This is a genomic window from Pedobacter sp. GR22-10 (genome assembly GCF_026239715.1).
Classification (GTDB): domain Bacteria; phylum Bacteroidota; class Bacteroidia; order Sphingobacteriales; family Sphingobacteriaceae; genus Pedobacter.
This window is the reverse complement of record NZ_JAPIVR010000002.1, coordinates 1065704-1087944: the sequence shown is the minus strand read 5'-3', so window position 1 is coordinate 1087944 and position 22241 is coordinate 1065704. Positions and strand designations below refer to the sequence as shown.

Annotated in this window: 24 protein-coding genes; 18 read left to right on the top strand and 6 right to left on the bottom strand. The window is 35.7% G+C overall.

Annotation, left to right across the window (positions count from 1 at the left end):
* Positions 1–23 precede the first annotated feature (23 nt).
* Complete coding sequence (locus tag OQX64_RS12220; RefSeq protein ID WP_265818973.1) at positions 24–1298, top strand: mechanosensitive ion channel family protein; 1275 nt, start codon at positions 24–26, stop codon at positions 1296–1298.
* A 24-nt stretch (positions 1299–1322) separates the two neighbouring features.
* Here the strand turns inward: OQX64_RS12220 and OQX64_RS12215 are convergent, their stop codons facing one another.
* Entirely contained in the window at positions 1323–2150 is an 828-nt protein-coding gene (locus OQX64_RS12215; RefSeq protein WP_265818972.1) for an alpha/beta hydrolase family protein, read from the bottom strand.
* A 123-nt stretch (positions 2151–2273) separates the two neighbouring features.
* Complete coding sequence (locus OQX64_RS12210; RefSeq protein ID WP_265818971.1) at positions 2274–2666, bottom strand: DoxX family membrane protein; 393 nt, start codon at positions 2664–2666, stop codon at positions 2274–2276.
* A 104-nt stretch (positions 2667–2770) separates the two neighbouring features.
* Here OQX64_RS12210 and hemA point away from each other — a divergent pair, with 104 nt between their 5' ends.
* The 15 genes from hemA (at position 2771) to OQX64_RS12135 (ending at position 17092) form a co-directional block, all read left to right on the top strand.
* On the top strand, positions 2771–3997 hold the full coding sequence (hemA, locus tag OQX64_RS12205) for a glutamyl-tRNA reductase (protein ID WP_088300288.1): 1227 nt from the start codon (positions 2771–2773) through the stop codon (positions 3995–3997).
* Positions 3998–4358: 361 nt separating this feature from the next.
* The gene (gene hemC, locus OQX64_RS12200; RefSeq protein ID WP_265818970.1) at positions 4359–5948 is read left to right on the top strand and encodes a hydroxymethylbilane synthase; all 1590 of its coding nucleotides are present in this window, start codon (positions 4359–4361) and stop codon (positions 5946–5948) included.
* A 145-nt stretch (positions 5949–6093) separates the two neighbouring features.
* The gene (hemB, locus tag OQX64_RS12195) at positions 6094–7062 is read left to right on the top strand and encodes a porphobilinogen synthase (protein ID WP_265818969.1); all 969 of its coding nucleotides are present in this window, start codon (positions 6094–6096) and stop codon (positions 7060–7062) included.
* A 140-nt stretch (positions 7063–7202) separates the two neighbouring features.
* Positions 7203–8573 carry a glutamate-1-semialdehyde 2,1-aminomutase gene (gene hemL, locus OQX64_RS12190; protein ID WP_265818968.1) on the top strand — a complete coding sequence of 457 codons (1371 nt, stop codon included), beginning with the start codon at positions 7203–7205 and terminating at the stop codon, positions 8571–8573.
* Positions 8574–8720: 147 nt separating this feature from the next.
* Positions 8721–9587 (top strand): sensor histidine kinase, encoded by an 867-nt coding sequence (locus OQX64_RS12185; RefSeq protein ID WP_265818967.1) that lies wholly within the window; start codon positions 8721–8723, stop codon positions 9585–9587.
* 8 nt (positions 9588–9595) lie between these two features.
* Positions 9596–10300: a response regulator transcription factor gene (locus OQX64_RS12180; RefSeq protein ID WP_029284042.1), complete on the top strand. Its 705-nt coding sequence runs from the start codon at positions 9596–9598 to the stop codon at positions 10298–10300.
* A complete protein-coding gene (locus tag OQX64_RS12175; RefSeq protein ID WP_088300284.1) occupies positions 10300–10815 on the top strand; it encodes a hypothetical protein in 516 nt (171 codons plus the stop codon). The genes OQX64_RS12180 and OQX64_RS12175 overlap by 1 nt, the downstream gene beginning before the upstream one ends.
* Before the next feature lie 194 nt (positions 10816–11009).
* Positions 11010–12035 carry a uroporphyrinogen decarboxylase gene (gene hemE, locus OQX64_RS12170; RefSeq protein WP_088300283.1) on the top strand — a complete coding sequence of 342 codons (1026 nt, stop codon included), beginning with the start codon at positions 11010–11012 and terminating at the stop codon, positions 12033–12035.
* Between the two features lie 57 nt (positions 12036–12092).
* Entirely contained in the window at positions 12093–12305 is a 213-nt protein-coding gene (locus tag OQX64_RS12165) for a hypothetical protein (protein ID WP_265818966.1), read from the top strand.
* The gene (locus tag OQX64_RS12160) at positions 12305–12586 is read left to right on the top strand and encodes a type II toxin-antitoxin system YafQ family toxin (RefSeq protein WP_265818965.1); all 282 of its coding nucleotides are present in this window, start codon (positions 12305–12307) and stop codon (positions 12584–12586) included. Before OQX64_RS12165 ends, OQX64_RS12160 begins: the two co-directional genes overlap by 1 nt.
* A 27-nt stretch (positions 12587–12613) precedes the next feature.
* Positions 12614–13168, top strand: a complete 555-nt coding sequence (locus OQX64_RS12155; RefSeq protein ID WP_088300280.1) for a CopD family protein — start codon at positions 12614–12616, stop codon at positions 13166–13168.
* Between the two features lie 162 nt (positions 13169–13330).
* Positions 13331–14488, top strand: coding sequence for a hypothetical protein (locus tag OQX64_RS12150; protein ID WP_265818964.1), 1158 nt, complete (start codon positions 13331–13333; stop codon positions 14486–14488).
* A gap of 349 nt (positions 14489–14837) precedes the next feature.
* Entirely contained in the window at positions 14838–15407 is a 570-nt protein-coding gene (locus tag OQX64_RS12145) for an RNA polymerase sigma factor (RefSeq protein WP_265818963.1), read from the top strand.
* A complete protein-coding gene (locus OQX64_RS12140; RefSeq protein ID WP_265818962.1) occupies positions 15388–16143 on the top strand; it encodes a hypothetical protein in 756 nt (251 codons plus the stop codon). Before OQX64_RS12145 ends, OQX64_RS12140 begins: the two co-directional genes overlap by 20 nt.
* 136 nt (positions 16144–16279) lie before the next feature.
* Positions 16280–17092, top strand: coding sequence for an outer membrane beta-barrel protein (locus tag OQX64_RS12135; protein ID WP_088300276.1), 813 nt, complete (start codon positions 16280–16282; stop codon positions 17090–17092).
* Between the two features lie 81 nt (positions 17093–17173).
* On the opposite strand, the gene OQX64_RS12130 is transcribed toward OQX64_RS12135, so the two are convergent.
* Both OQX64_RS12130 and OQX64_RS12125 read right to left on the bottom strand, forming a co-directional pair.
* Positions 17174–17587 carry a PIN domain-containing protein gene (locus OQX64_RS12130; protein ID WP_265818961.1) on the bottom strand — a complete coding sequence of 138 codons (414 nt, stop codon included), beginning with the start codon at positions 17585–17587 and terminating at the stop codon, positions 17174–17176.
* The gene (locus tag OQX64_RS12125) at positions 17580–17861 is read right to left on the bottom strand and encodes a DUF6364 family protein (protein ID WP_265818960.1); all 282 of its coding nucleotides are present in this window, start codon (positions 17859–17861) and stop codon (positions 17580–17582) included. The genes OQX64_RS12130 and OQX64_RS12125 overlap by 8 nt, the downstream gene beginning before the upstream one ends.
* A gap of 191 nt (positions 17862–18052) precedes the next feature.
* On the opposite strand from OQX64_RS12125, the gene OQX64_RS12120 reads away from it, so the two are divergent.
* Both OQX64_RS12120 and OQX64_RS12115 read left to right on the top strand, forming a co-directional pair.
* Positions 18053–19045 (top strand): ABC transporter ATP-binding protein, encoded by a 993-nt coding sequence (locus OQX64_RS12120; protein ID WP_265818959.1) that lies wholly within the window; start codon positions 18053–18055, stop codon positions 19043–19045.
* Between the two features lie 95 nt (positions 19046–19140).
* Positions 19141–20346, top strand: coding sequence for an ATP-binding protein (locus OQX64_RS12115; RefSeq protein ID WP_265818958.1), 1206 nt, complete (start codon positions 19141–19143; stop codon positions 20344–20346).
* A gap of 109 nt (positions 20347–20455) precedes the next feature.
* Here the strand turns inward: OQX64_RS12115 and OQX64_RS12110 are convergent, their stop codons facing one another.
* A complete protein-coding gene (locus OQX64_RS12110; RefSeq protein WP_265818957.1) occupies positions 20456–21628 on the bottom strand; it encodes a hypothetical protein in 1173 nt (390 codons plus the stop codon).
* A 2-nt stretch (positions 21629–21630) separates the two neighbouring features.
* Positions 21631–22062, bottom strand: a complete 432-nt coding sequence (locus tag OQX64_RS12105) for a hypothetical protein (RefSeq protein WP_265818956.1) — start codon at positions 22060–22062, stop codon at positions 21631–21633.
* Positions 22063–22241 lie beyond the last annotated feature (179 nt).

The following is a 22241-nucleotide window of genomic DNA, read 5'->3' as shown; positions in this document are numbered from 1 at the left end:
AAGAATAAACCTAAATTGCGCTCATGAACCTATTCGAGTTTGAATCCATTTTTAATGAATTAAGAAAACTCTTAATCGAACAGGGATTAACAGGCGGAGCATTAATTTACAGCTATTTTCTACTTGGATCAATTGGTGTTACACTTTTTCTGTTCATCACGATTTTTGTTACGAGACAGGTTTTTATTGGTGTAGTCAAAAGTGCAAAAACTAAATCAGACTGGCAGCTAGCCTTATACGAATTTCGTGTTTTCAGGGCTTTTGCCTTAATATTCGGTGCCTACATCATTTATAATGCCGTTCCGTATGTTTTTATTGATTTTAAAAACTGGTATTTCTACGCCATTATTTTTTCTAAAATTTATGTGGTGCTGGCAACCATGTTCGCCATTAATGCCTTTTTAAATGCGTTGGTTTCTGTGATGGAATCGTCACGAAAATATGCTGATAAACCCATCAGGAGTTACAAGCAGGTAGCTAAAATTATCATTTATATCTTTGGTTTTGTGTTGATTTTATCCATCATACTTAACCAGTCGCTTTTGTATATTTTTGGAGGATTTGGAGCCGTTACCGCTGTTTTTATTCTAGTATTTCGCGATCCAATTTTAGGCTTTGTTGCTTCAGTGCAAATGAGTGCCATCGATTTGGTTCGTGTTGGTGATTGGATTACCGTAGAAAAATATGGCGCCGATGGAGAAGTAACCGAGATCAATTTAACTACCATTAAAGTGAGAAATTGGGATAAAACGGTTACTATTGTGCCTAGTTATGCCATTGTGAGTGAATCTTTTAAAAATTGGCGGGCGATGGAAGAAAGTGAGGGGAGGAGGATTAAACGCCACATTAATATTAAAATATCGAGCATAAAATTTTGTGATGATGATTTAATCAGCCGTTTGCAAAGCATTGATTTTTTAAAGGATTACCTCAAAGAAACGCAATTACAAATTGAGCAGTTCAACGCTGAAAATACCGTGAATCCCAATAACCTGGTAAACGGGCGTCATATGACGAATATTGGCACTTTTAGGGTTTACGCTGAGAAATACCTGGAAAGTAATCCTTCCATTAATACCGATTTAACTTTTATGGTTCGCCAGTTACAGGCCACTGAAAACGGACTCCCAATAGAAATATACGTTTTCTCAAAAGAAAAGGCATTGAAAAAATTTGAAGAGGTTGCTGCAGATATTTTCGATCACCTGCTGGCTGCCGTACCTTACTTCGATCTGGAGATTTTTCAAAGTCCTAGTGGAAGTGACATGAGAAGATTTGTTGAAAAAGGGAATGATTAAACATCCCCCCCCTTTGCTATCAATTTACTCATCTAAAAAAGTTAAACACCGTTCACAAACCTTCAATAAAAGTGGTGGTAAGGTTTCGGTTTCATAAGGATGAGATGCGCCATATACATGATTGGCACCTTCAATTTTCGCCAGTCTGCTATTCGGATTGGCATCTGCTAATTTTTGTGCATGCTCAAAAGGGACATTTACGTCATCATCACCCTGAACAATTAACCACGGAATGTTAATGCGTTTAGCTGCATCAATGATGTTGAATGTCTGAGTATTTTGCTCAAAATCTTCCAGTAAATTAACGTTTAACGGCATTTGTTCTTTCGTCCTTGCATTGGTTACGAAAATTTTGCCTGTTTTTTTCCATTCCGCTTCCTGTTCCTTTTTCCACAGACTATTGAAGCTCGAAATAGCGCTCCAGGTGATGAGCTTATTAATTCTCACATCATTTGCGGCCTCAATGATGGCTAATCCACCACCTCGACTATGGCCAATTAAATTTACTCGGGTTTCACTTCCATAAGCTTTGGTTATGAAATCGAGTACTGCATTTACATCAAAAAGCTCTTTAGAAATGGTATTGCTGGCAAAAGCTTCCATATCAGTAACATCTACAGGATGATCTGCAGGTACGCCACCATGTGATAAATTGAATTTAATATACCTGTATCCATTGCTGGCGAAATATCTGGCCACCAGATGATGTGCGCCCCAATCTTTAAACCCTTTAAAGCCATGCACGAAAAGTACAATTGGGGTATTAGGGTTTTTATCATCAAAAGTAATATCTCCAATAATTAGTTTTCCATCTGAACCACTTAAGCTAAAATCATTTTGTATAATCATCATTTAAGGAATTGGTGTATAAGATAAACTTACTAAAACTGATTTTGTTGTAAATTTGTGCGCGCTTATCATATCCTTTCGCTGGTGTTATGAAAAATAGGAGGAGTAAATTCTCATTATCTTATCCTATTTTCGATAATAATACCAGGCCCAGCCGATCAATAATAATTGAAATGGTAATCTCACCCAAGCAATAAGAGGTGTTACCAAAATTTTGCCAAGCTGAAAGGGTGCGATCTGAATCATGTATATATGTGCAGGTAGGAATGCAACTAATATCAGAATAATAAATAAAGCAGCCAGTTTTTTTGTTCTTGAAAAAAGCAGCATTATTCCTGAAACAATTTCCATCATACCAGATAGATAAATTAAAAATGCATGAGCCGGCAACCATTTTGGCATAATGGCGTGATATGCGGGTGTTGATATAAAATGATTAATCCCTGCCAGGATATACAAGAGGCCATATATCACTAGGAAAGTTTTGTAAGTAATGTTTCGATTGTCAGTGTTTTGCATTTATTTAAAACCGTTCTAAATTAACCTAAATTACAGATGAATGACGGTGACATGCATCATCCATGCTACTTTTGTATCCCGATAATAGTTAACAACGGAAGCACTTGGAATATTTAAAAGTAATAGCTTTTACGCATCACCACATCGACCTGAAATCTTTAGGGAAATTAGTTATTTGTGACCAGAGTTTGGATAGCAGGTTGAAGAATATTCAAACTGAGCTTCCTGTTAGCGAAATTTTTTACGTTGGAACCTGCAACCGTGTAGAGTTCGTTTTTTTGACTAAAGAGAAAACAGATAAAGAATTTGTTACCCGGTTTCTTACGGTGTTGGACATGGGTTTGCCTCCGGAGTTTATGGAGCGTTTCCTTGATAATGTTACCGTTTTCGAAAACGAAGAAGCTTTCAACCATCTTTTAAGAACGTCTTGTTCTTTGGAAAGTTTGGTGGTTGGCGAAAAAGAAATTCTTGCACAGATACGTAAAGCTTATGAAAACTGCCGTGATGCAGGTTTTACCGGCGATTATATGCGTATGATTATGGAGCGGGTGGTTAAAACTGCGAAAGAGGTTTATACGCATACGAACATTTCAAAAAATCCGGTTTCTGTGGTTTCTCTTGCTTATCGCAAGCTTAAAGAATTAAACATGTGCGGCAATTCACGTGTATTAATCATTGGAGCAGGTGAAACCAACCAGAATATTGCAAAATATCTTAACAAACATAAATACTCAAACTTTTCTATTTTTAACCGTACCCTATCTAAAGCAGAATCTTTAGCGGGAGAGTTGAATGGTAAAGCTTATCCTTTAGAAGCTTTAGAAGATTTTACGGAAGGCTTTGACGTGATTATTACCTGTACAGGTTCTACTGAAGCCATTATCAATGAAGCCCTTTATGCTAAGCTATTAAATGGCGATACAGGGAAAAAGGTAATTGTTGATTTAGCGATCCCGAACGATGTGGCCCCCGCTGTTATTCACAATAACCCGGTTCATTACATTGAAGTAGAATCTTTAAAAGAAGTTGCCCGTAAAAATATCCAGGAACGTTATAATGAATTGGTTCACGCGGAGGATATCATCAATGCCAATATCGCTGAGTTTTTTACCGTACTGAAACAACGCCGGATTGAACTGGCCATGCAGGATGTTCCACGGAAGATTAAAGAAATCAAAAATACGGCATTGAATGGCGTATTTGCAGATGAAATTAGCCAGATGGATGAAGCTTCCCGCGAAGTTCTGGAACGCGTAATGAATTATATGGAGAAAAAGTGCATCAGTGTACCGATGATTATGGCCAAAGAAATTCTGGTTAAAGAATCTTAATTTAACTGCAAAGAACGCTTAAGGTATGCCCAAAGTACGTTAAGTTAGGCTTTATCTCTTTTGGGTTTAATCAGGGTGAACAAATTCTAGATGTAATGCTCTTCGATTAAAGCTTATACTTTTTTACCCTACTGATCTGGTCAAACGAATTCATTTTACTTACAATTTAGCATTTTAAATCTCTGTTCCCTAAAGGGTTTTTAGCCTAATTAATAAATAACTATCCAGCTATGGGAGCTTCTCATTGTGATTTAAATTATGCTACTTTCATCTCAATCTCCCTTCTCTGTAACCTCACTGTCTCATTTTTAAACAATTTATAGTTTCAAGCACTATTTACCTTAAATTTGCTACTCATCAAATGTTTATAGTGAAGAAATTAACCATCGGAACACGCGGTAGCGACCTTGCTTTATGGCAAGCTAATCATATTCAAAGTGAGTTAGCTGCAATTGGAATAGAAGCTGATATTAAAATCATCAAAACACAGGGCGATAAAATCCTGAATTTGAGATTGGATAAATTAGAAGGAAAAGGTTTTTTTACCAAAGAACTGGAAGAAGAGCTCCTGGCTGGTACAATTGACCTGGCCGTTCACTGCCTGAAAGATTTGCCAACCAATCATCCTGCAGGCTTAACTATTGCCGCTATTCCTCCACGTGAGGAAGCCACTGAATATCTATTGATTTTAAAAGATTGCGTAGATGTATCCCAGAAACTTTCATTGAAAAAGGGTGCCATGGTGGGTACTTCTTCAAACAGGAGAAAAGCGCAATTATTGGGCTTACGGTCTGATTTGGAAATTGAAGATTTACGGGGAAATGTACCTACACGTATCCAGAAATTGAAGGATGAAAGCTATGATGCCATTATGCTCGCCAAAGCTGGTATTAAACGGTTGGGTTTAGATGTTAGTGAGTTTCATGTAGAGGAATTAGCACCTACTACATTTGTTCCGGCTCCGGCTCAGGGTGCTTTAGCGATACAAATCAGAGAAAATGATCATGAACTCTTTGAAGCACTTCAAACACTACACGATCCCTTAACTGCTAAAGAAGTTGGTGTGGAACGTAAAGTTTTGAACTTGTTTGAGGGAGGGTGCCATATGCCGTTAGGCTGTTACTGCAAAGAAGAAGATGGTGTCTTTGAAGTATGGACATCAAAAGCTGAAACCGCAGATGATTTTCCTGAACGCTTGTTTTTGCGCTCGGAAACGACGGAAGGTTTGGCCGAAAAAATCGTTGCCAAGTTTAGTCAGGAAAGAAAGAAGCCGGCTAAAGTTTTTATCTCACGCGAAATTGGAGAACATAGCTATTTTCGTAAAGCACTGGAAAGCAAAGGAATTGAAATTGAAGGTCGCTCTTTAATTCGTACTTTTCCTATCGTAACGGTTTTAGATCAGTTTATTTTAAAAAATATTGATTGGATTTTCTTTAGCAGCAGAAATAGTGTGGAGTATTTTTTCAATCTTAAACCGCATTTACCTAAGAAAACACAATTTGGTGTAGTGGGTAGGGGGTCGGAGGATGCATTGCGTAAGTTTGGTCATGTTGCCAATTTTGTAGGTGAAAGTGGTGATATTACAGAAGTTGCTGAAGATTTTGCAAAGCTGATTTCAGGAAAAAATATCCTGTTTCCAAGGGCACAGGATTCATTGCAGTCTATCCAAAAATCTTTGCCAGCTGATGCTAAAATTATTGATTTACCCATTTACGAAACGGTAATTGAAGAAAACATCGACCAAAGTTATGCTGATGTATTAATTTTTACCAGCCCATCCAATGTAGATGCCTATTTTGCTGATAATTTGCTAGAACCTGGGCAACAAGTGATTGCCATCGGTAATTCAACAGGGAAAAAGTTTGATGAGATGGGCGTAAAATATGCCTTGCCATATTCTCCTGATGAAATCGGATTAGCAGAGGCCGTTTTTGGAATAGAAATTAAATAGAGGTTGAGGGTTTGGAAGCTAAAAGATTAGTGCTGAAAGCAAAACGACTTACTCATAACAGTGCTATTAATAAGGAATCGGTGAAATCACTTCCAAGGAAAAATGAATACTCAAGTCTCGATACTTGATACTAAATACTAATTATATGTTAAATCGTCCGCGAAGATTACGGAAAAGTCCGTTAGTGAGAGAGATGGTAGCCGAAACCCGACTATCGAAAGATATGTTTGTGTACCCGTATTTTGTAGTGCCTGGAACAAATGTTACACATGCGATTGATGCCATGCCTGGTGTAAACCACTATTCGGTTGATGCTTTGGTTAAGGATGTGGAAGCCGGAATGAAAAAGGGCTTGAATAAAATCATGCTTTTTGGTGTCGGAGATGAAAAGTCAGCTGATGCGAAGTCTGCCTATCATGATCATTCCCTGGTGCCAACAGCCGTTCGTGAATTAAAGAAACAATTTGGCGATGATTTATATGTGGTAACCGATGTATGCGTTTGTTCTTATACCACTCATGGGCACTGCGGTATTTTGGAAAATGATTATGTTCAAAACGATAAAACGGTTGATGTAATTGCCAAAATGGCTTTAACACATGCGCAAGCCGGAGCTGATATGCTTGCGCCTTCAGATATGATGGATGGCAGAATTGAAGCGATGCGAAATCTGCTGGATGATAATGGTTTTGTAAATGCAGCTATTATGAGCCATGCGACGAAATTTGCCTCGGCTTATTATGGCCCGTTTAGAGAGGCTGCAGACTGTGCCCCGGGCAAAGGTGACCGGAAAGCTTATCAGATGGATTTTAGAAATCCTTTAGAAGCTTTACGTGAAGCGCAGCTGGATGAACAGGAAGGTGCAGATGTACTGATGGTGAAACCCGGACTAGCTTACCTGGATATTATCCAACGGTTAAAACAAGATACCAATCTACCTATAGCGGTTTACAATGTATCAGGTGAATACTCCATGGTTAAGGCTGCTGCAGAACGTGGCTGGATTGACGAACAAAAGGTGGTAATGGAAACGATGCATGCCTTTGCAAGAGCCGGTGCAAGTATCATTACTACTTATCATATTAAAGATATTTTAAATAACGATTGGATTTAAAGTTGTAAGTTCTACGTTTAGGTGTAGACTTAAAACTTAATATATAGGTTTGAGAAAAGGAAGATTGTAAGTTTAGGTTTTAGGTTCTGCGTTTTGGCGAATACTTAAAACTTAATACGTACAACTTAAAAACTAAAAAAATGTTAGATTCATTAAAGAAAATATTTTCAGGCAATGAGGCCGATATTCCGGTCAATACTGGAAGTAAGCCCGATATTTCGAGAGTAAAATCAGCGGAGTTGTATGAGAGATCAAAAACCTATTTTCCGGGTGGTGTAAATTCGCCTGTAAGGGCTTTTAAATCGGTGTATGGTACACCACTTTTTATTGAAAAAGGTGATGGCTGTTATATCTGGGATGCAGACGGTAATCAATTTGTTGATTTTTGTGGAAGCTGGGGGCCACTGATTTTAGGCCATAACCATCCAAAAATCCGTGAGAAGGTTACCGAAGTGATGCAGAACGGAATGAGTTTTGGTGCACCAACTGCTTTAGAAAATGAATTGGCAGAACTGATTATTAAAAATAACCGTTTTGTAGAAAAAATTCGTTTCACGAGTTCTGGTACTGAGGCTGTGATGTCGGCGATTCGTTTGGCCAGGGGATTTACCGGCAGAGATAAAATCATCAAATTTGAAGGCTGTTACCACGGTCATAGCGATTCATTATTAGTAAAGGCAGGTTCCGGTTTGGTTACTTTTGGTGAAACGTCATCAGCAGGGGTTCCAAAATCTTTCGCTGAAGAAACCATCGTAATACCTTTAAATGATACAAATGCCATTGAACAAGCTTTCAATCAGTTTAAAGATCAGGTAGCGGCTGTAATTATCGAAGGTATTCCGGCAAATAATGGCTTGATCATGCAGGATGAAGAATATATCAAATTCTTACGTAAAATCTGTACAGATAACAAGTCTCTGCTCATTTTTGATGAAGTCATCACTGGTTTCAGGGTTGGTTTTGAAGGTGCAGCTGCGCATTATGGTATCACACCAGATATTGTAACTTATGGAAAAATCATCGGTGGGGGCTTACCTGTGGGGATGTATGGTGCCTCTGCTGAAATTATGGGGCATATTTCTCCTGATGGAGGTGTTTATCAGGCAGGTACTTTATCGGGTAATCCGGTTGCGATGGCTGCAGGAATTGCGACACTAACAGAACTCAGCAGATCTGGTTTTTATAAAGATCTAAATGCTAAAACACAAGATTTCGTAGCCAGCATTCAACGATTTGCTACAGCCAGAAATTATAAATTTAAAGTTTTTACGATAGGTTCTATTTTTTGGTTTGCCTTTACTGAGAAAGATAAAATTCAATCTGCTGATGATATTGATGCCGGAAGCATGGATAAATTTAAGATCATGCACCGTGAATTGCTCAATAGAGGGATTTATTTAGGCCCATCGGGTTATGAGGTTGGTTTCGTATCTGCGGCCCACACCAAAATAGAATTGGAGAAAGCAAAACGTGCTATTTTTGAAGCATTGGATTTGGTGTTTAAGAAGTAAAAGTTTTACCACAGAGAGCAAGGAGATTTCACAGAGAACAGAGAGTTTTGTATTAGAAGTTGTCATTGCTTCATGTCTCGAAATAAAGAAAAGCGTTAAATAAATCTGTGTAATCAAACAATCTGTGCAATCAACCCGAAGGAACAAATGAAGAAATCTATAATTATATTTTACGCATTATTGCTTTATGCATTAATCCAGTTAGTTTCATGGGGAACTTTGGTTGTGCGTTTGCAGCCAAGCCGCATGACAATGATTATGGGGGAAGGGTCCGTCTTTCTTTTTTTGCTTTGTATCGGCGGTTATTTTCTGCATCAGTCGCTTAAACGTGAAGATAAACTTCGTGAACAACAGCAGAATTTCCTAATGTCGATTACGCATGAATTAAAATCGCCACTGGCAGCCATAAAACTTTCTATCCAAACCATTGTTAAAAGAGATCTGGATAAGGCCCGTCAGGTTTCTTTGTTAAATAATTCATTAAAAGATATTGAACGTTTGGATGATCTGGTTGAAAACATGTTGTTGGCTACTAAAATTGAAAATCGTTCCTATAGTTTTCCGAAAGAAGAATTTAATTTTTCTGAATTGGTTTATAAGATCACAGATAGGTTGCAAGTTCACTCCTGCGGTAATGAGCAATTGATTAATGCGCAAATTCAGCCAAATCTGCAGATTGTAGGTGACAAATTTGCCTTATCGTCAGTCGTGACGAATTTGATAGAAAATGCAGTAAAGTATTCGAGCCCTTGTGATGAGATAAATGTGCTTTTGCATCAGGTTGAAGGGCATATTCAACTCAGTGTAATTGATAAAGGGCCGGGTATTTCAGATGCCGAAAAAATGTTGATATTTGATAAGTTTTACCGGGTTGGTAATGAGAATGTCAGGAAAGCGAAAGGAACAGGTTTAGGCTTGTTTATTGTGAAAGAGGTTTTACAATACCATGATGCAGATATTACAGTAAAAGATAATCTGCCTCAAGGAAGTATTTTTGAAGTAACATTTAGTTAATCTCAATTATGTCACAAAAATTAAGAATTCTATTGGTAGAAGACGAGGATCACTTGTTAGATGCTATCAAATTAAACCTCGAACTGGAGGGTTATAAAGTTCACGCCGTTAAAGATGGCAAAACAGCTCTTAAAGTTTTTAAAGAGGAGCGTTTTAATCTTATTGTATTAGATGTTATGCTTCCCGAAATGGATGGTTTCCAGGTGTGTGAAACGATTCGTCTGGAAAATGCAGAAGTTCCGATTATGTTCCTGACAGCCAAAAACACTTCTGAAGACCGTGTTTTAGGTTTAAAAAAAGGAGCAGATGATTATTTAGTTAAGCCTTTCAACTTAGAAGAATTGATTCTTCGTGTGGGTATTTTAGTTAAACGCAGCTTAAAATCTGATGATCTGAAAGAGTTAAACTCTTATAAAATCGGTGATAAAACAATCTATTTTAATTCTTTTGAATTGAAAAATGATGATGGTACCATTACACCATTGACCAAAAAAGAAACGATGTTGTTAAAGCTTTTAATTGAGCGTAAGAATGATGCCGTTTCTCGTGAGCAAATTTTAGAAACCGTTTGGAATTATGATGTTTATCCATCAACCAGAACAATTGATAACTTTATCTTAACGTTCCGAAAGTATTTTGAGCCAGACCAGAAAAATCCGGTTTATTTTCATTCGATTCGTGGGGTAGGCTATAAATTCACTGATATCCATTAATGTATAACAGTCTTGGCAGGTATGTATTGATGGCTGTTTTTTTACTGGCAGCATTGGTTTGTATCTTTTATACTCAGTATGAGCTGGCGGCTGTCGCTGGTTTTCTTTTTCTTTTTATCATTTGGAGTCACTTTAGGCATAGTTCTGTTTTAATGGCATCCAAATATTTTAAAAATAATGATTTTGTAAAAGCTAAACTAATGTTGGCTGAAGTACCTAATCCAGAAAGATTATCAAGAAACCGAAGGGGCTATTATGAATTTATGCAGGGCAATATGGCCCTGAAAGAAGAAGATTATGATAAGGCCGAATACCATTTTCAACTGGCCAGCCGGTTCCCGGTGGGCGGTAAGAACCAGAAAGGTTATGTGCTGATTCATCTTGCCAATCTTGCCTTAAGAAAGAAAGATAAGGAAAAAGCAGAAGCCTATACAAAACTGGCTAAAGAGCTGGCAGAATCGACCCGATCAAAAGAAATTATTGCGAAGGTTGAAAGGGAAATCAGCAAATTATAATATTAATATTGTCATTTTGAATAACGAAGCATCAGTTTAGGAATAAAAAGGTACTTCGTTTTTTTTTTATTTATAGCTTTGCATCATTAATTTTTTTCCGTTCGTCATCCTGAATTTAGTTCAGGTTTTAATTATAAAGAAAGATGCTGAAATAAATTCAGTATGGCGATTTAATGGAATAGCAACTACAAATCATGAAGAATAACTTATTTTTAGACGCTGCATTCTCAAAACAAACAGAACGTCCGCCAGTATGGATGATGCGTCAGGCTGGTCGTTTTATGCCGCAATATTGGGAGATCAAAAACAAATACTCTTTTTTAGAGATGTGTAAAACGCCTGAAATTGCAGCCGATGTTACCATGTTGCCTGTAGATTTATTAGGAATTGATGCCGCGATTTTATTCTGCGATATTTTAGTAACGGGCGAAGCAATGGGTGGCGATTTGAGTTTTACCCAAGGTGTTGGTCCTAAATTTGCCAATCCGGTACGTACTGCTCAGGACATTGAAAATTTAAATGTGGATTGTTTGGATGAGTTACAATATGTAGCTGATGCGATTAAAGTAATTCAACAACGTTTAGATGGAAATATACCACTAATTGGTTTTGCTGGCGCACCTTTTACGGTAATGAGCTATTTAATTGAAGGTGGATCGTCTAAAGATTTCAAATTAACCAAACTCTTCATACATAACCAACCAGAGTTAGCGCACAAACTTTTGGGTAAAATTGCAAAGGTAACCGCAGATTATCTGAACCTGCAGATTGCTGCTGGCGTAAATGCTGTTCAGATTTTCGATAGTTGGGCGCTTGCCTTATCATGGAATGATTACCAGGAGTTTTCGCATCGTTACATTCAGGAAATTATTGCCAACCTAAACAGAAAAGATATTCCGGTAATTTCTTTCTGTAAAGGAAGTTCGGTTTTTGCGCCGATTATGGCAGAAGCTAAACCAGACGTAATTTCTGTTGACTGGAATGCTGATTTATTAAATATCAAGAATGCTTTGCCTGCGGGTATTGCCGTTCAGGGAAATTTAGATCCACATATTTTATATGCAGATCAATCCGTAATTAAAGCACAGATTCATAAGTTATTCGAACGCATGCGTGGAACTGAAGGTTTTATCTTCAATTTAGGACATGGTATTATGCCGGATATTCCTTTCGACAACGTAAAGTATGCAATTGAGGTGGTAAAGGAATTTAGGTATTAAAGCCCTAAATTCCTAAGGTAGGCTTTGAACGGCGGATATAAATTGTTATATTTAAATATGGAAACACTTATTATAAATATTCCTGAAAAAAAAAGTGAGTTAGTTAAACAGCTACTAAAAGAGCTTGGTGTTACTTTTAAAAGAGAAAATTCTAATAATTCTAATCCTGTTCCTAATTCAATCACATTAAAAACTATTAACGATGCTCATATAGGTATTGGAATAGGTGAACCAATTACAGATATAAAAACCTATATCGACTTATTATAATGTTTGTTTTAAAACCAACTAATCAATTTGATAAGGATGTTAGGTTAATGAAAAATCGTTCAACAAAGAATGCTGATTTCATTAAAGATTTTTTATTTAAATTAGAAATTGATGGAGCTGTTGGAATTGAAAAGAAATATCGCCCTCATAAATTAATTGGAAATTATAACAATAATTGGGAGGCTCATATTAAACCTGATTTGTTAATCATTTGGTTTGAAGTAACGGAAGAAAGAGTAATAATCTTATTAAGAGTTGGAACACATTCTGATTTATTTTAAATCAAACATTTATTTCTTCAACGTCTAATGATAGAAACCCTGCAGCCCTATTATCCATACTTTCTTGCGGTACATATTGTATTTGTCATCAGCTGGATGGCTGGGTTATTCTATATTTTAAGTCTTTTTATTTACCATACCGAGGCAACTGAAAAGCCGGAGCCTGAAAAAAGTATTCTTCTCCAGCAATTCACTAAAATGGAAGCTACTTTGTGGAAAATTATTGCTGTTCCGGCAATGGTTATTTCTGTTATGGCAGGTGTTTCCATGCTGACATTACATCCTATGCTATTACAGATGCCCTGGATGCATGTTAAACTTGGTTTTGTAATCGGTTTGCTAATCTATCATTTCATCTGCCAGAATATTGTGAAGCAACTTAAAAACAATCAATTTAAAATGAGCAGTTTTCAGTTGCGCCTGTGGCGGGAATTGGCGACAATCTTTATGATTGCTATCGTTTTTGTGGTTATCCTTAAAGATGCGATTAACTGGATTTATGGTTTAATTGGCATTATGGGGGTAGCAATGGCAATTATGATTGCAGTTAAGCTGTACAAGAATTACCGGCTGAAGAAATAAGCTTTTAAGAATAGAACTGAAAGATTAAATCAGAAAGTCAAAATCCAATGAAGTGCTTTGTTTGCTTTTCGTCAACTTGTATTCAATTCTAGGTACTTTGATCCTCACGCCTTTATACTTTACGAAAAACTATTCTAAATTTGAGCGATAAAATCCAAGCACATGTTCATAAACACAGGTTTGAAAAAGGCCTTACTCTTCCTAACTTTTTCATTCACATCCTATTTCGCAGCAGCACAATTCAATCAATCGGCTTTTGAAAACAGAATCCGTCCTGATAGCAGTTTAATCAATGAAGTTCATTTTAACTTTTACAATTTAAACTATGTTCGGAACTACGAATATACTAACGATTTTCATGATGGTTATACCCTTTACGGGACACAGTTACAGCCACAGATCGTTTATTATGCACATCCGAATCTGGCCATCACCGCAGGTGCATTTATAAGAAAAGATTTTGGCAGAAATGGGGTTACAGATGCCAAACCATTGTTTAGCTTAAAATACCATAAAAGAAATTTAACCCTTGTTTTCGGAAGTTTGGAAGGAGGAATTCAGCATAAATACATAGAACCACTTTATGATTTTGAAAGAATAATTACTACGCCAATTGAATATGGAACACAGCTATTGATAGAGCGGAAGAAATTTAGTTTAGATGCCTGGATTGCCTGGCAGAAAATGATTTACACCGGAGAGGCTGCGAAAGAGGAAATAATAGGTGGTTTATCAACCGAAACTACTATTGCTGAAAATAATGGATGGAAGTTTAGTTTGCCTGCCCAGTTCCTGGCTTTCCACCAGGGCGGACAAATTGATGTGTTAAAGGAAATTCCGATTAGTACGGTTTTTAACGGCGCTACGGGTTTAAAACTGCATAAAGATATTAGTGCGAATATCAAACAGGTTTATACCGATAACTATATTGCGGTTTACAAAGATTTTTCGCCTGATAAAAGACGAGCCTATCAAGGTGGTTTTGGTATGTGGCTGAATGCTGGCGTGGAAAGTAAATGGGGCAGCTTAGTGGCATCATACTGGAAAGGAAATAATTTTATTTCGATAAAAGGTATGCCTTTGTATGAATCTGTTTCAAGTAATTTATATACCAATGGCTTAAAGCAAAGTGGAAGAAATATCATTTCGCTGCGTTATGCCTATCAGAAGGAACTTATTCCACATTTATATCTGGATGTTCGGTTCGAACCACATATTGATCTGGATCATACCGATAAACAATTGCAGTTTAACCACTCTTTTTTCTTAACGTATAAACAGGATTTTAAATTGTTTAAGGTGAAGAAAGCCGAAAGGTAAAAGTGTAAGGTTTAGGGTGATTCAGCTGATCCATTTCAAACCTCGTAGGTTTTCAAAACTTACGAGGTTTCTTGTTTTTAAACTGTTCCCTGATTTCTAAACCCGATAGCAGCGAAAAACACGAAGGTGAGGAACGAGCCAAGGCTTTGAAGCGAATAGCGGGACGAACGCTTAAAAAATGCTCTGCCTTTGCTTTTCAAATCAAAAAACTATAACTTTCTAAAAATTAAACATCAAATATCTATCTGAAAATCAATATCTATCTGATAATTTTAACTTTATTTAACTTTTTTTTGCCTCCCATGCAACCAATGTTTGTTATCTGCCATCTTCTATATACAAACACACAATGAAATTGACGCGAAGCTATACAATAAACGATTTGATGGAAGGCTGCAAAACCGGCGACCGGAAAATGCAGGAATTGCTTTACAGGCAAACTGCACCGAAAATGTTGGCTGTTTGTATGCGTTACGCAAAAGATAAAATGGAAGCTGAAGATGTATTGCAAATGGCTTACATCAAGATTTTTCAAAAGATAAAGGAATACAGGGGTGATGGTTCTTTTGAAGGTTGGATCAGAAGGGTAATGGTAAATACTGCCATTGAAAGTTACCGGAAAAATTTACGGAGTCTGAATGTAGTTGATATTGATGAAGCATACGAACAACCTTCAACCGGATTTGATTTTGGTACACTGGGTATGCAGGATCTAATGAAGGTAATACAAAAATTAGCGGATGGTTACCGGATGGTTTTTAATATGTATGTAATTGAAGGTTATTCACACAAGGAAATCGGTGAAACACTGGGTATTTCTGAAGGTGCAAGTAAATCGCAATTATCAAGGGCAAGGGCGATATTAAAAGAAGAAATTATAAAAATGGAGGGATTTGGTTATGCAACCTATACAGGATAAAGATTTTGATCAGTTATTTAAAAATGCTTTTGAAGATGCAGAAATCGCACCCGCTAAAGATTTATGGGGCAGGATTGAAAGTAAAATAGAACCGAAAAGTAAAAGAATTATACCCATTTACTGGTTATCGGCAGCAGCAGTACTATTAATCGCTACCGCGAGTGTTTTGGTTTATCAGCAGCAGGATGTTAAACCGAAACAGTTTGCAAATCATATAACACCTAAAGTAGCTAAACCAGCAATTGAAAAATTACCAGTTACAGATACTGCTAAGGCTGTAATCACTCCAGCTGAAAAAATAGAACGGGTTTTACCTGAGGCTTCAAAACCCGTTGAAATGATTGCAAAAAGTTCAGAAAAAGAAAAGACTGCTCCTGCTGGAAGTCAGAAGCCAATTACTTCGCCTGAAATACCAAAGCGAGAAACCTTAATGGCTAAAACTGAAACACCTCAGAAGGATCTTAAAACTAAAATTGAGGAAGCGATATTAAAACCTCAGGAAGAAGTTATTCTGGCTGCAAATACCAGCACTATTTTACCGGATGAGGTGGCGGGAGAAAATGATCAACCTGAAAAAAGAGGAATCCGTAATGTGGGTGATGTAGTTAACCTGATCGTAAATAAAATGGATAAAAGGAAAGATAAATTAATCCAGTTCAGAACAGATGATGATGATTCTTCCATATCTGCAGTAAACATCGGGCCTTTTAGAATTGGTAAGAAAAACAGGAAATAAACCAAATTAGAGGGTGATAAGACTTGGTAGGTTCAACCATTCTTTCATTCAACTGATCAATCATTTAATTAAAAACAACTCATTCATTTTATAATTCTCTCATTCAATAATTCTCATTTAAAAAAACACACAACATATGAAACATCTCATTTTTACAACACTTTTGGTAAGCGGGCTTACCGGTGTTATGGCTCCAGGTGCTTTTGCACAACAAGATACCGTAGTGAAAGATACGGTGATGAAAAAGAAAGCAAAATATACGATAAATATTGGTGGGGGAAGCCTGATCACAAAAAATACAGATTCTTTAGATAAAGTTAAGAAAGGTCGTTTTGTTGGTGGTATTACCTTTACCAGAGTTGATCTGGGCTTTTCAAGGTTAGTTGATAATGGTAGTTTTAATTTATCACCTACCAATGAATTTTTAGATTATAAAGGTGGTAAAACCAGTACGTTCTCTTTCGATGTTTTACAATTTGGTTATCGTTTTAATTCGAACTTTAAGGTTTATGTAGCGGGCGGTTTCGACTGGACATTAATTCGTTTAAGGGATAACATTACCATTCAGAAAAATCAACCTACATTAGCCTATGTAAATGAAAATATCGCTTTCTCCAAGAATCGTTTTTCCAGTAGTTATGTTCACATTCCTTTAAACTTTGAATTACGCACCAAAGAAAACGACAAGGGCAAAAGGTTCTATTTTATTTTAGGCCCTGAAGTGAGCTTTCTTTTAAATGGAAAAATAAAACAGATTAGCGATGAACGTGGAAAAGAAAAACAATATGATAATTACCACTTCCAGTCGGTGCGTTATGGTGGTACATTTAGGTTAGGTTATGGTGGTTTTGGCTTATTTACCAAATACTATTTCAACGATATGTTTAATACAACAGCACAGGCAGGTTTGAAAAACATGAGCTTCGGCGTAACCTTTGGACTAAATTGATTTTAAACCCTGAAAAGGGTATTTGATCAAAACAACACACAGTAAATCCTGTTTCGGTTAGGCGAGGCAGGATTTTTTGTTTTATAATATTTCTAAAAACATAGTTGGTGTAAGTACGCTAAGCTTACTTTTCTTATAATCATTAATATTACGAGTGATGATGGCATTAATGATGCCATTACTTTCGGCTGAAAAATTTTGAAGGGCATCTTCAAAATCAGAAAATTCAGAATCAATAGCTTTTAAAATAGTATTTTTTTCGATCGTTAATACATCTAAGAAAACTAGTAACTGTTTAAAGTCATTCATAATCAATTTATGTTGAAAATGTTTCCTTAACAAATAATAAGTATTACTTATAATTAAACCTGTAATAAATCCTTTAACCTTTCCTCTTTCACAGAGTGCTAAAACCTTTGAAGAGTGATCAAAAAATGGTTGTCTTTGAAGAAGAAAGTCTAATAAAATATCAGAATCGATAACAATGTTATTCATTATCCCAGTATTTTTTATATTTTTCATCCCTAATTTTCTCTAATTCTTTTTTATAATCATAATCTGCAGGCAAATTAATTTTAGGACGATTAGCTAATAATGATTTTAACAGTGGAGAAAGTTCTTCTTGAACAGGCTTAATTTCTTCTCTTGCAATTACAGCTTTCAAGTAATTTTCTACAACAGCAGACAAACTTCTCCCTTGCTCTTGTGCATAAGCCTTCGCCCGTTTAATTACAGACTCATCTATGGTTAAGGTTAGCTTGGTATTCATAATCTTCTTATTATTGACGTCAAGATGTATTGATGTAAAGATACATGGATGTACTTGCACGTGCAAATTTTAATAAAAATACACGTGTGATATTTTTAGCTATGAGCTTTAGTCTCTTAGTTTATTTAATTGTGTAATATTCTTTTGCTTTAAACTTTAGTCTTTCTGCTTTAAGCTTTATCTTTACCTCTGTGAGCGATACCATTATCAGCGTAAGAAATTTAACCAAACAATACCAGGCTGATCAGGCTGGCGGAATTAAAAACATTAGTTTTGATATTAATAGGGGGGATGTGGTAGCCATTATTGGCGAAAGCGGAAGCGGTAAATCAACTTTATTAAAATCCATTTATGGTCTATTAAAAACAGATTCAGGCGAAATCTTTTTTGAAAACGAACGTATTAAAGGACCAGATGAACAACTAATCCCCGGGCATAAACAGATGAAAATGGTAACGCAGGATTTTTCACTGAATATCTATGCAAAGGTTTATGATAATATTGCCTCACAATTATCCAATACTGATCTTAAAACCAAGGCTGAAAAAACTTTGGCTATTATGGAACACCTTCGGATTCTTCCCTTAAAAAACAAGAAGATTATTGAACTAAGTGGTGGTGAGCAACAACGTGTGGCGATTGCTAAAGCCATGGTTTCTGATACAAAGGTATTGTTGTTAGATGAACCTTTTAGTCAGGTGGATGCCTTATTGAAAAACCAGTTAAGGGCGGATATCAAACGTGTTGCCGCCGAAACCGGTGTTACTGTAATCCTGGTTTCTCATGATCCGGCCGATGGCTTATTTCTGGCCGATCAGCTGTTGATTGTTCGTGAGGGAGAACTTTTGCAAACCGGTAAGCCATCAGAAATTTATCAAAAACCTAAACACATTTATACGGCCCAGATTTTAGGCAATGCTGTGGTGCTATCCCGTGGTGATGCTGAAAAAATCGGACTAAAAACATTTTCAGCTCATGTGGTTTTTTATCCGGAATGGGCAGAAATCTCTAACAATTGGAATAGCAGGCGTTTTGAAGTGAAAGACGTTTATTACAAAGGTTTTTATGATGAACTGCTATTGGAACGCAATGGTGTAACCATTCGTGCTTTACAGCTGAATAGGGGTGAACATAAAAAAAACGACTACGTTCAGTTGAACATTAGTCATTTTCTGGAGTTTTAGCTATAATTATAATTAACCGCATTTTTATTAAAAGTTATAAGTATGGTTATAACTTTTATTTATATTTGTAATATTTATAAGTATAATTATAAGTTATGAATATCCCAAGCCATATTTTAAAAAGGGAAAAGTATATTGCTCAAATACAGCCTTTCATTCGAAAAAATCTAGTTAAAGTACTTACTGGGCAACGTAGGGTAGGGAAAAGCTATATAGTTTTTCAGCTGATCAATCATATCCTTGAGCAGGATGAGCACGCAAATATCATTTACATCAACAAAGAAGATTTACAGTTTGATTTTATTAAAGAAGCAAATGATCTGAATAGTTATATCACCTCAAAAATAAAATCTGACGTGCATAATTACATTTTTATTGATGAGATACAAGATATAATTGATTTTGAAAAAGCCATAAGGTCTCTTTTACTGAATGAAAGTAACGATATCTATATCACAGGGAGCAATGCAAAAATGCTCTCAGGTGAACTTTCTACTTATTTGAGTGGTAGATATATAGAAATTACCATATACAGCTTATCTTATTCAGAATTCTTATTGTTTCATAAGCTGGAAAATAATGAAGGAAGTATGGAGCATTATTTTAAATATGGTGGCTTACCCTATTTAATTAATCTTCCTTTAAATGAGCAAGCATTTGAATACCTCAAAAGTATCTATACTACAATTTTGTTTCGCGATGTTATTTCAAGATATCATTTAAGAACCAGTATTTTTTTGGAAAAGTTAGTGCTTTTTTTAGCAGATAATATTGGAAGTTTGTTCTCGGCAAAAAAAATCAGTGATTTTCTCAAATCTCAACAAACCAAAATAGCTCCAAATCAAATTCAGTTATATGCCAAATATCTGGTAAATGCATATATCATACATGATGTAGATCGATATGACATTATCGGAAAGAGAATATTTGAAATAGGTAGCAAATTTTATTTTGAAAATACGGGTATTAGAAATGCCATTGTAGGATACAGGCCACAAGATTTAAGTAAATTACTCGAAAATGTAGTGCATAACCATCTTTTATACTTGGGATATAAAACAAAGGTAGGTACACTAAATACAAAAGAAATAGATTTTCTCGCAGAGCGTAACAATGAGCTTATTTATGTACAGGTTGCACTAAAATTGGATGATGAAGCAACAATTAAGAGAGAATTTGAAAACCTGCTTCAAATTGATAACAATTACCCTAAATATGTAATTACCAATACCCGATTTAATGGTAATACTTATAAGGGCATACAACATATTTATATCCGTGATTTTTTAATGTGGGAATAATAGAGCATAAAAAAAACGACTACGTTCAGTTGAACATTAGTCGTTTTTTAGGGTTTTAGCAGAATGTATTGATGCCAAGGTCTCCTAAGTTTTAGTAATTCTATATATATTACTTATAAGTAAAGGTAAATGCCACAGGTTTAGTAGGAACTGTATTATTAGAGTTATGAACAGTGATAAAAATATCTCTATTAAATAAATCATAACTATAATCATGATCTTGATATGTACATGGAAGTTGAATTCTTTTTAATGAAGGGCGATCAGGTCTTGTACCAGCGGTGTCATTATTTTCGTCTGTTATTAAAGTTAATGACAGTAATTCGAATATTTCTAAATCATTTATTGTTGATCCAAAATTAAAAGAATAGCTATTCCCATCTGGATTAAGGATCCATTGATCAGCATTGATAGATACTTCAGAACTAATCCCTCGCTCTGGTCTGGGTGTTATAGGTTTTATTGGTGGTGTGTATGATATATTATATTCAGGATTATTTCTTTCATTATGACCTAACGTCTCTCTAGGTGTATTTAAATAGCGATAGGTTGAAAGCTGATCTTCTTCATAAGGTATTTCTGTTATTTTTATCTTTCCTAGCCTAAAGATGTTATCTATTTTAATTCCTGGAACATAAGGAGAAGCATCAAATGTTATTTTCAAGGCAGATTTTGATTCCTTCATGGAAAATTTTACCTGATGATTTCTTGCTAGTATAGAGAAATCAGGATCAGCTATTAATTTTGAATATCTTCCAACACTCTTTTCTACTGGAGTATAGACGGCTACACATGGACTCTGTGATGTCGTAGGCAGGTTAGCATTATCATCCAATTTAACCCAAAATACACCATTATATCTCGTTCCAGCTGTCCCATTACCGTCCCAATTATGATCGTTGACTCCTACAATCTCGATAAGATAGGATTTGTTAGCTTGAAAGGGATACTCTACTGAAATTGCATTATTTTCTCGTTGGCCGGTTGACATATTTCCAAATGCATATATGCTCATAGAATATGTCGTTGAAGTATTGGTATATGTAGGAGCTATAAGCACTCTTCCACTGGTCCTAACATTATATCCATTAACAGGTAATGGATTTGGACCAAATTGATGATAAGTTGGACACCCACCGTTTGCCCAATAGTTAGGGTTATAAACTCCGTCTCCGGAATACATTTGTGGAGTTCCTGTAAAATCGATTACTGCATTTTGACCAAATGAATTTGTAAACATAAAAAACAAACTCAAGGCTACCGTTAATTTTAAAAATCTCATAATTATTTTTTGTAATAGGTAGTTTCTGTTTTAGTAATCGACCCAATGATCTCTTTTCTTTGAAGCACCAGTTCATTTTCTTTCAGTGATAGTATGGGAATTTTTTGAGGAATATCAAAAATACTGTATTCTAAAAAGTACTGATCTTCCTCCTTAGTTAGCTTATAGCCTTGCTGCCTATTATCAGTTACCAAAAAATCTTTATTGATAAGATACCCAAGAGTATAGGACTTGACATAAACACTACTGTCTGCGACAACAGTTGTTCCATTCTTATCAGTAATTGCGTTCAAAACTTTTGTAGGCACCCAATTACCCACGATTTCTGAGTTCATTAATAAGTCCTCTTTTTTCAAAGATGAATTTTCTTGTTTCTTGCAAGAATTTAAAATGGAAAATAGTGGAATTATCCACAATAAAAATTTTCTTTTCATTTATTACTTTTTTGTATTACAAATATATAAGTAACATAATAAAAAAAAATAATATTATTATATATATGATTTTGTATGTATAATATTACATTAATATATTATAAAATATAATTATCTATTTTAGATTTTAACAAAAAAAACGGCTAAGTTGTGTTTAACTCAGCCGTGATATGTAGTAT

Excerpts from the sequence above, each read along its gene's own strand:
- OQX64_RS12220 (WP_265818973.1), top strand. The coding sequence starts at position 24 with ATGAACCTATTCGAGTTTGAATCCATTTTTAATGAATTAAGAAAACTC.
- OQX64_RS12215 (WP_265818972.1), bottom strand. The coding sequence starts at position 2,150 with ATGATGATTATACAAAATGATTTTAGCTTAAGTGGTTCAGATGGAAAA.
- OQX64_RS12210 (WP_265818971.1), bottom strand. The coding sequence starts at position 2,666 with ATGCAAAACACTGACAATCGAAACATTACTTACAAAACTTTCCTAGTG.
- hemC (WP_265818970.1), top strand. The coding sequence starts at position 4,359 with ATGTTTATAGTGAAGAAATTAACCATCGGAACACGCGGTAGCGACCTT.
- hemB (WP_265818969.1), top strand. The coding sequence starts at position 6,094 with ATGTTAAATCGTCCGCGAAGATTACGGAAAAGTCCGTTAGTGAGAGAG.
- hemL (WP_265818968.1), top strand. The coding sequence starts at position 7,203 with ATGTTAGATTCATTAAAGAAAATATTTTCAGGCAATGAGGCCGATATT.
- OQX64_RS12185 (WP_265818967.1), top strand. The coding sequence starts at position 8,721 with ATGAAGAAATCTATAATTATATTTTACGCATTATTGCTTTATGCATTA.
- OQX64_RS12180 (WP_029284042.1), top strand. The coding sequence starts at position 9,596 with ATGTCACAAAAATTAAGAATTCTATTGGTAGAAGACGAGGATCACTTG.
- OQX64_RS12175 (WP_088300284.1), top strand. The coding sequence starts at position 10,300 with ATGTATAACAGTCTTGGCAGGTATGTATTGATGGCTGTTTTTTTACTG.
- hemE (WP_088300283.1), top strand. The coding sequence starts at position 11,010 with ATGAAGAATAACTTATTTTTAGACGCTGCATTCTCAAAACAAACAGAA.
- OQX64_RS12165 (WP_265818966.1), top strand. The coding sequence starts at position 12,093 with ATGGAAACACTTATTATAAATATTCCTGAAAAAAAAAGTGAGTTAGTT.
- OQX64_RS12160 (WP_265818965.1), top strand. The coding sequence starts at position 12,305 with ATGTTTGTTTTAAAACCAACTAATCAATTTGATAAGGATGTTAGGTTA.
- OQX64_RS12155 (WP_088300280.1), top strand. The coding sequence starts at position 12,614 with ATGATAGAAACCCTGCAGCCCTATTATCCATACTTTCTTGCGGTACAT.
- OQX64_RS12150 (WP_265818964.1), top strand. The coding sequence starts at position 13,331 with ATGTTCATAAACACAGGTTTGAAAAAGGCCTTACTCTTCCTAACTTTT.
- OQX64_RS12145 (WP_265818963.1), top strand. The coding sequence starts at position 14,838 with ATGAAATTGACGCGAAGCTATACAATAAACGATTTGATGGAAGGCTGC.
- OQX64_RS12140 (WP_265818962.1), top strand. The coding sequence starts at position 15,388 with ATGCAACCTATACAGGATAAAGATTTTGATCAGTTATTTAAAAATGCT.
- OQX64_RS12135 (WP_088300276.1), top strand. The coding sequence starts at position 16,280 with ATGAAACATCTCATTTTTACAACACTTTTGGTAAGCGGGCTTACCGGT.
- OQX64_RS12130 (WP_265818961.1), bottom strand. The coding sequence starts at position 17,587 with ATGAATAACATTGTTATCGATTCTGATATTTTATTAGACTTTCTTCTT.
- OQX64_RS12125 (WP_265818960.1), bottom strand. The coding sequence starts at position 17,861 with ATGAATACCAAGCTAACCTTAACCATAGATGAGTCTGTAATTAAACGG.
- OQX64_RS12115 (WP_265818958.1), top strand. The coding sequence starts at position 19,141 with ATGAATATCCCAAGCCATATTTTAAAAAGGGAAAAGTATATTGCTCAA.
- OQX64_RS12110 (WP_265818957.1), bottom strand. The coding sequence starts at position 21,628 with ATGAGATTTTTAAAATTAACGGTAGCCTTGAGTTTGTTTTTTATGTTT.
- OQX64_RS12105 (WP_265818956.1), bottom strand. The coding sequence starts at position 22,062 with ATGAAAAGAAAATTTTTATTGTGGATAATTCCACTATTTTCCATTTTA.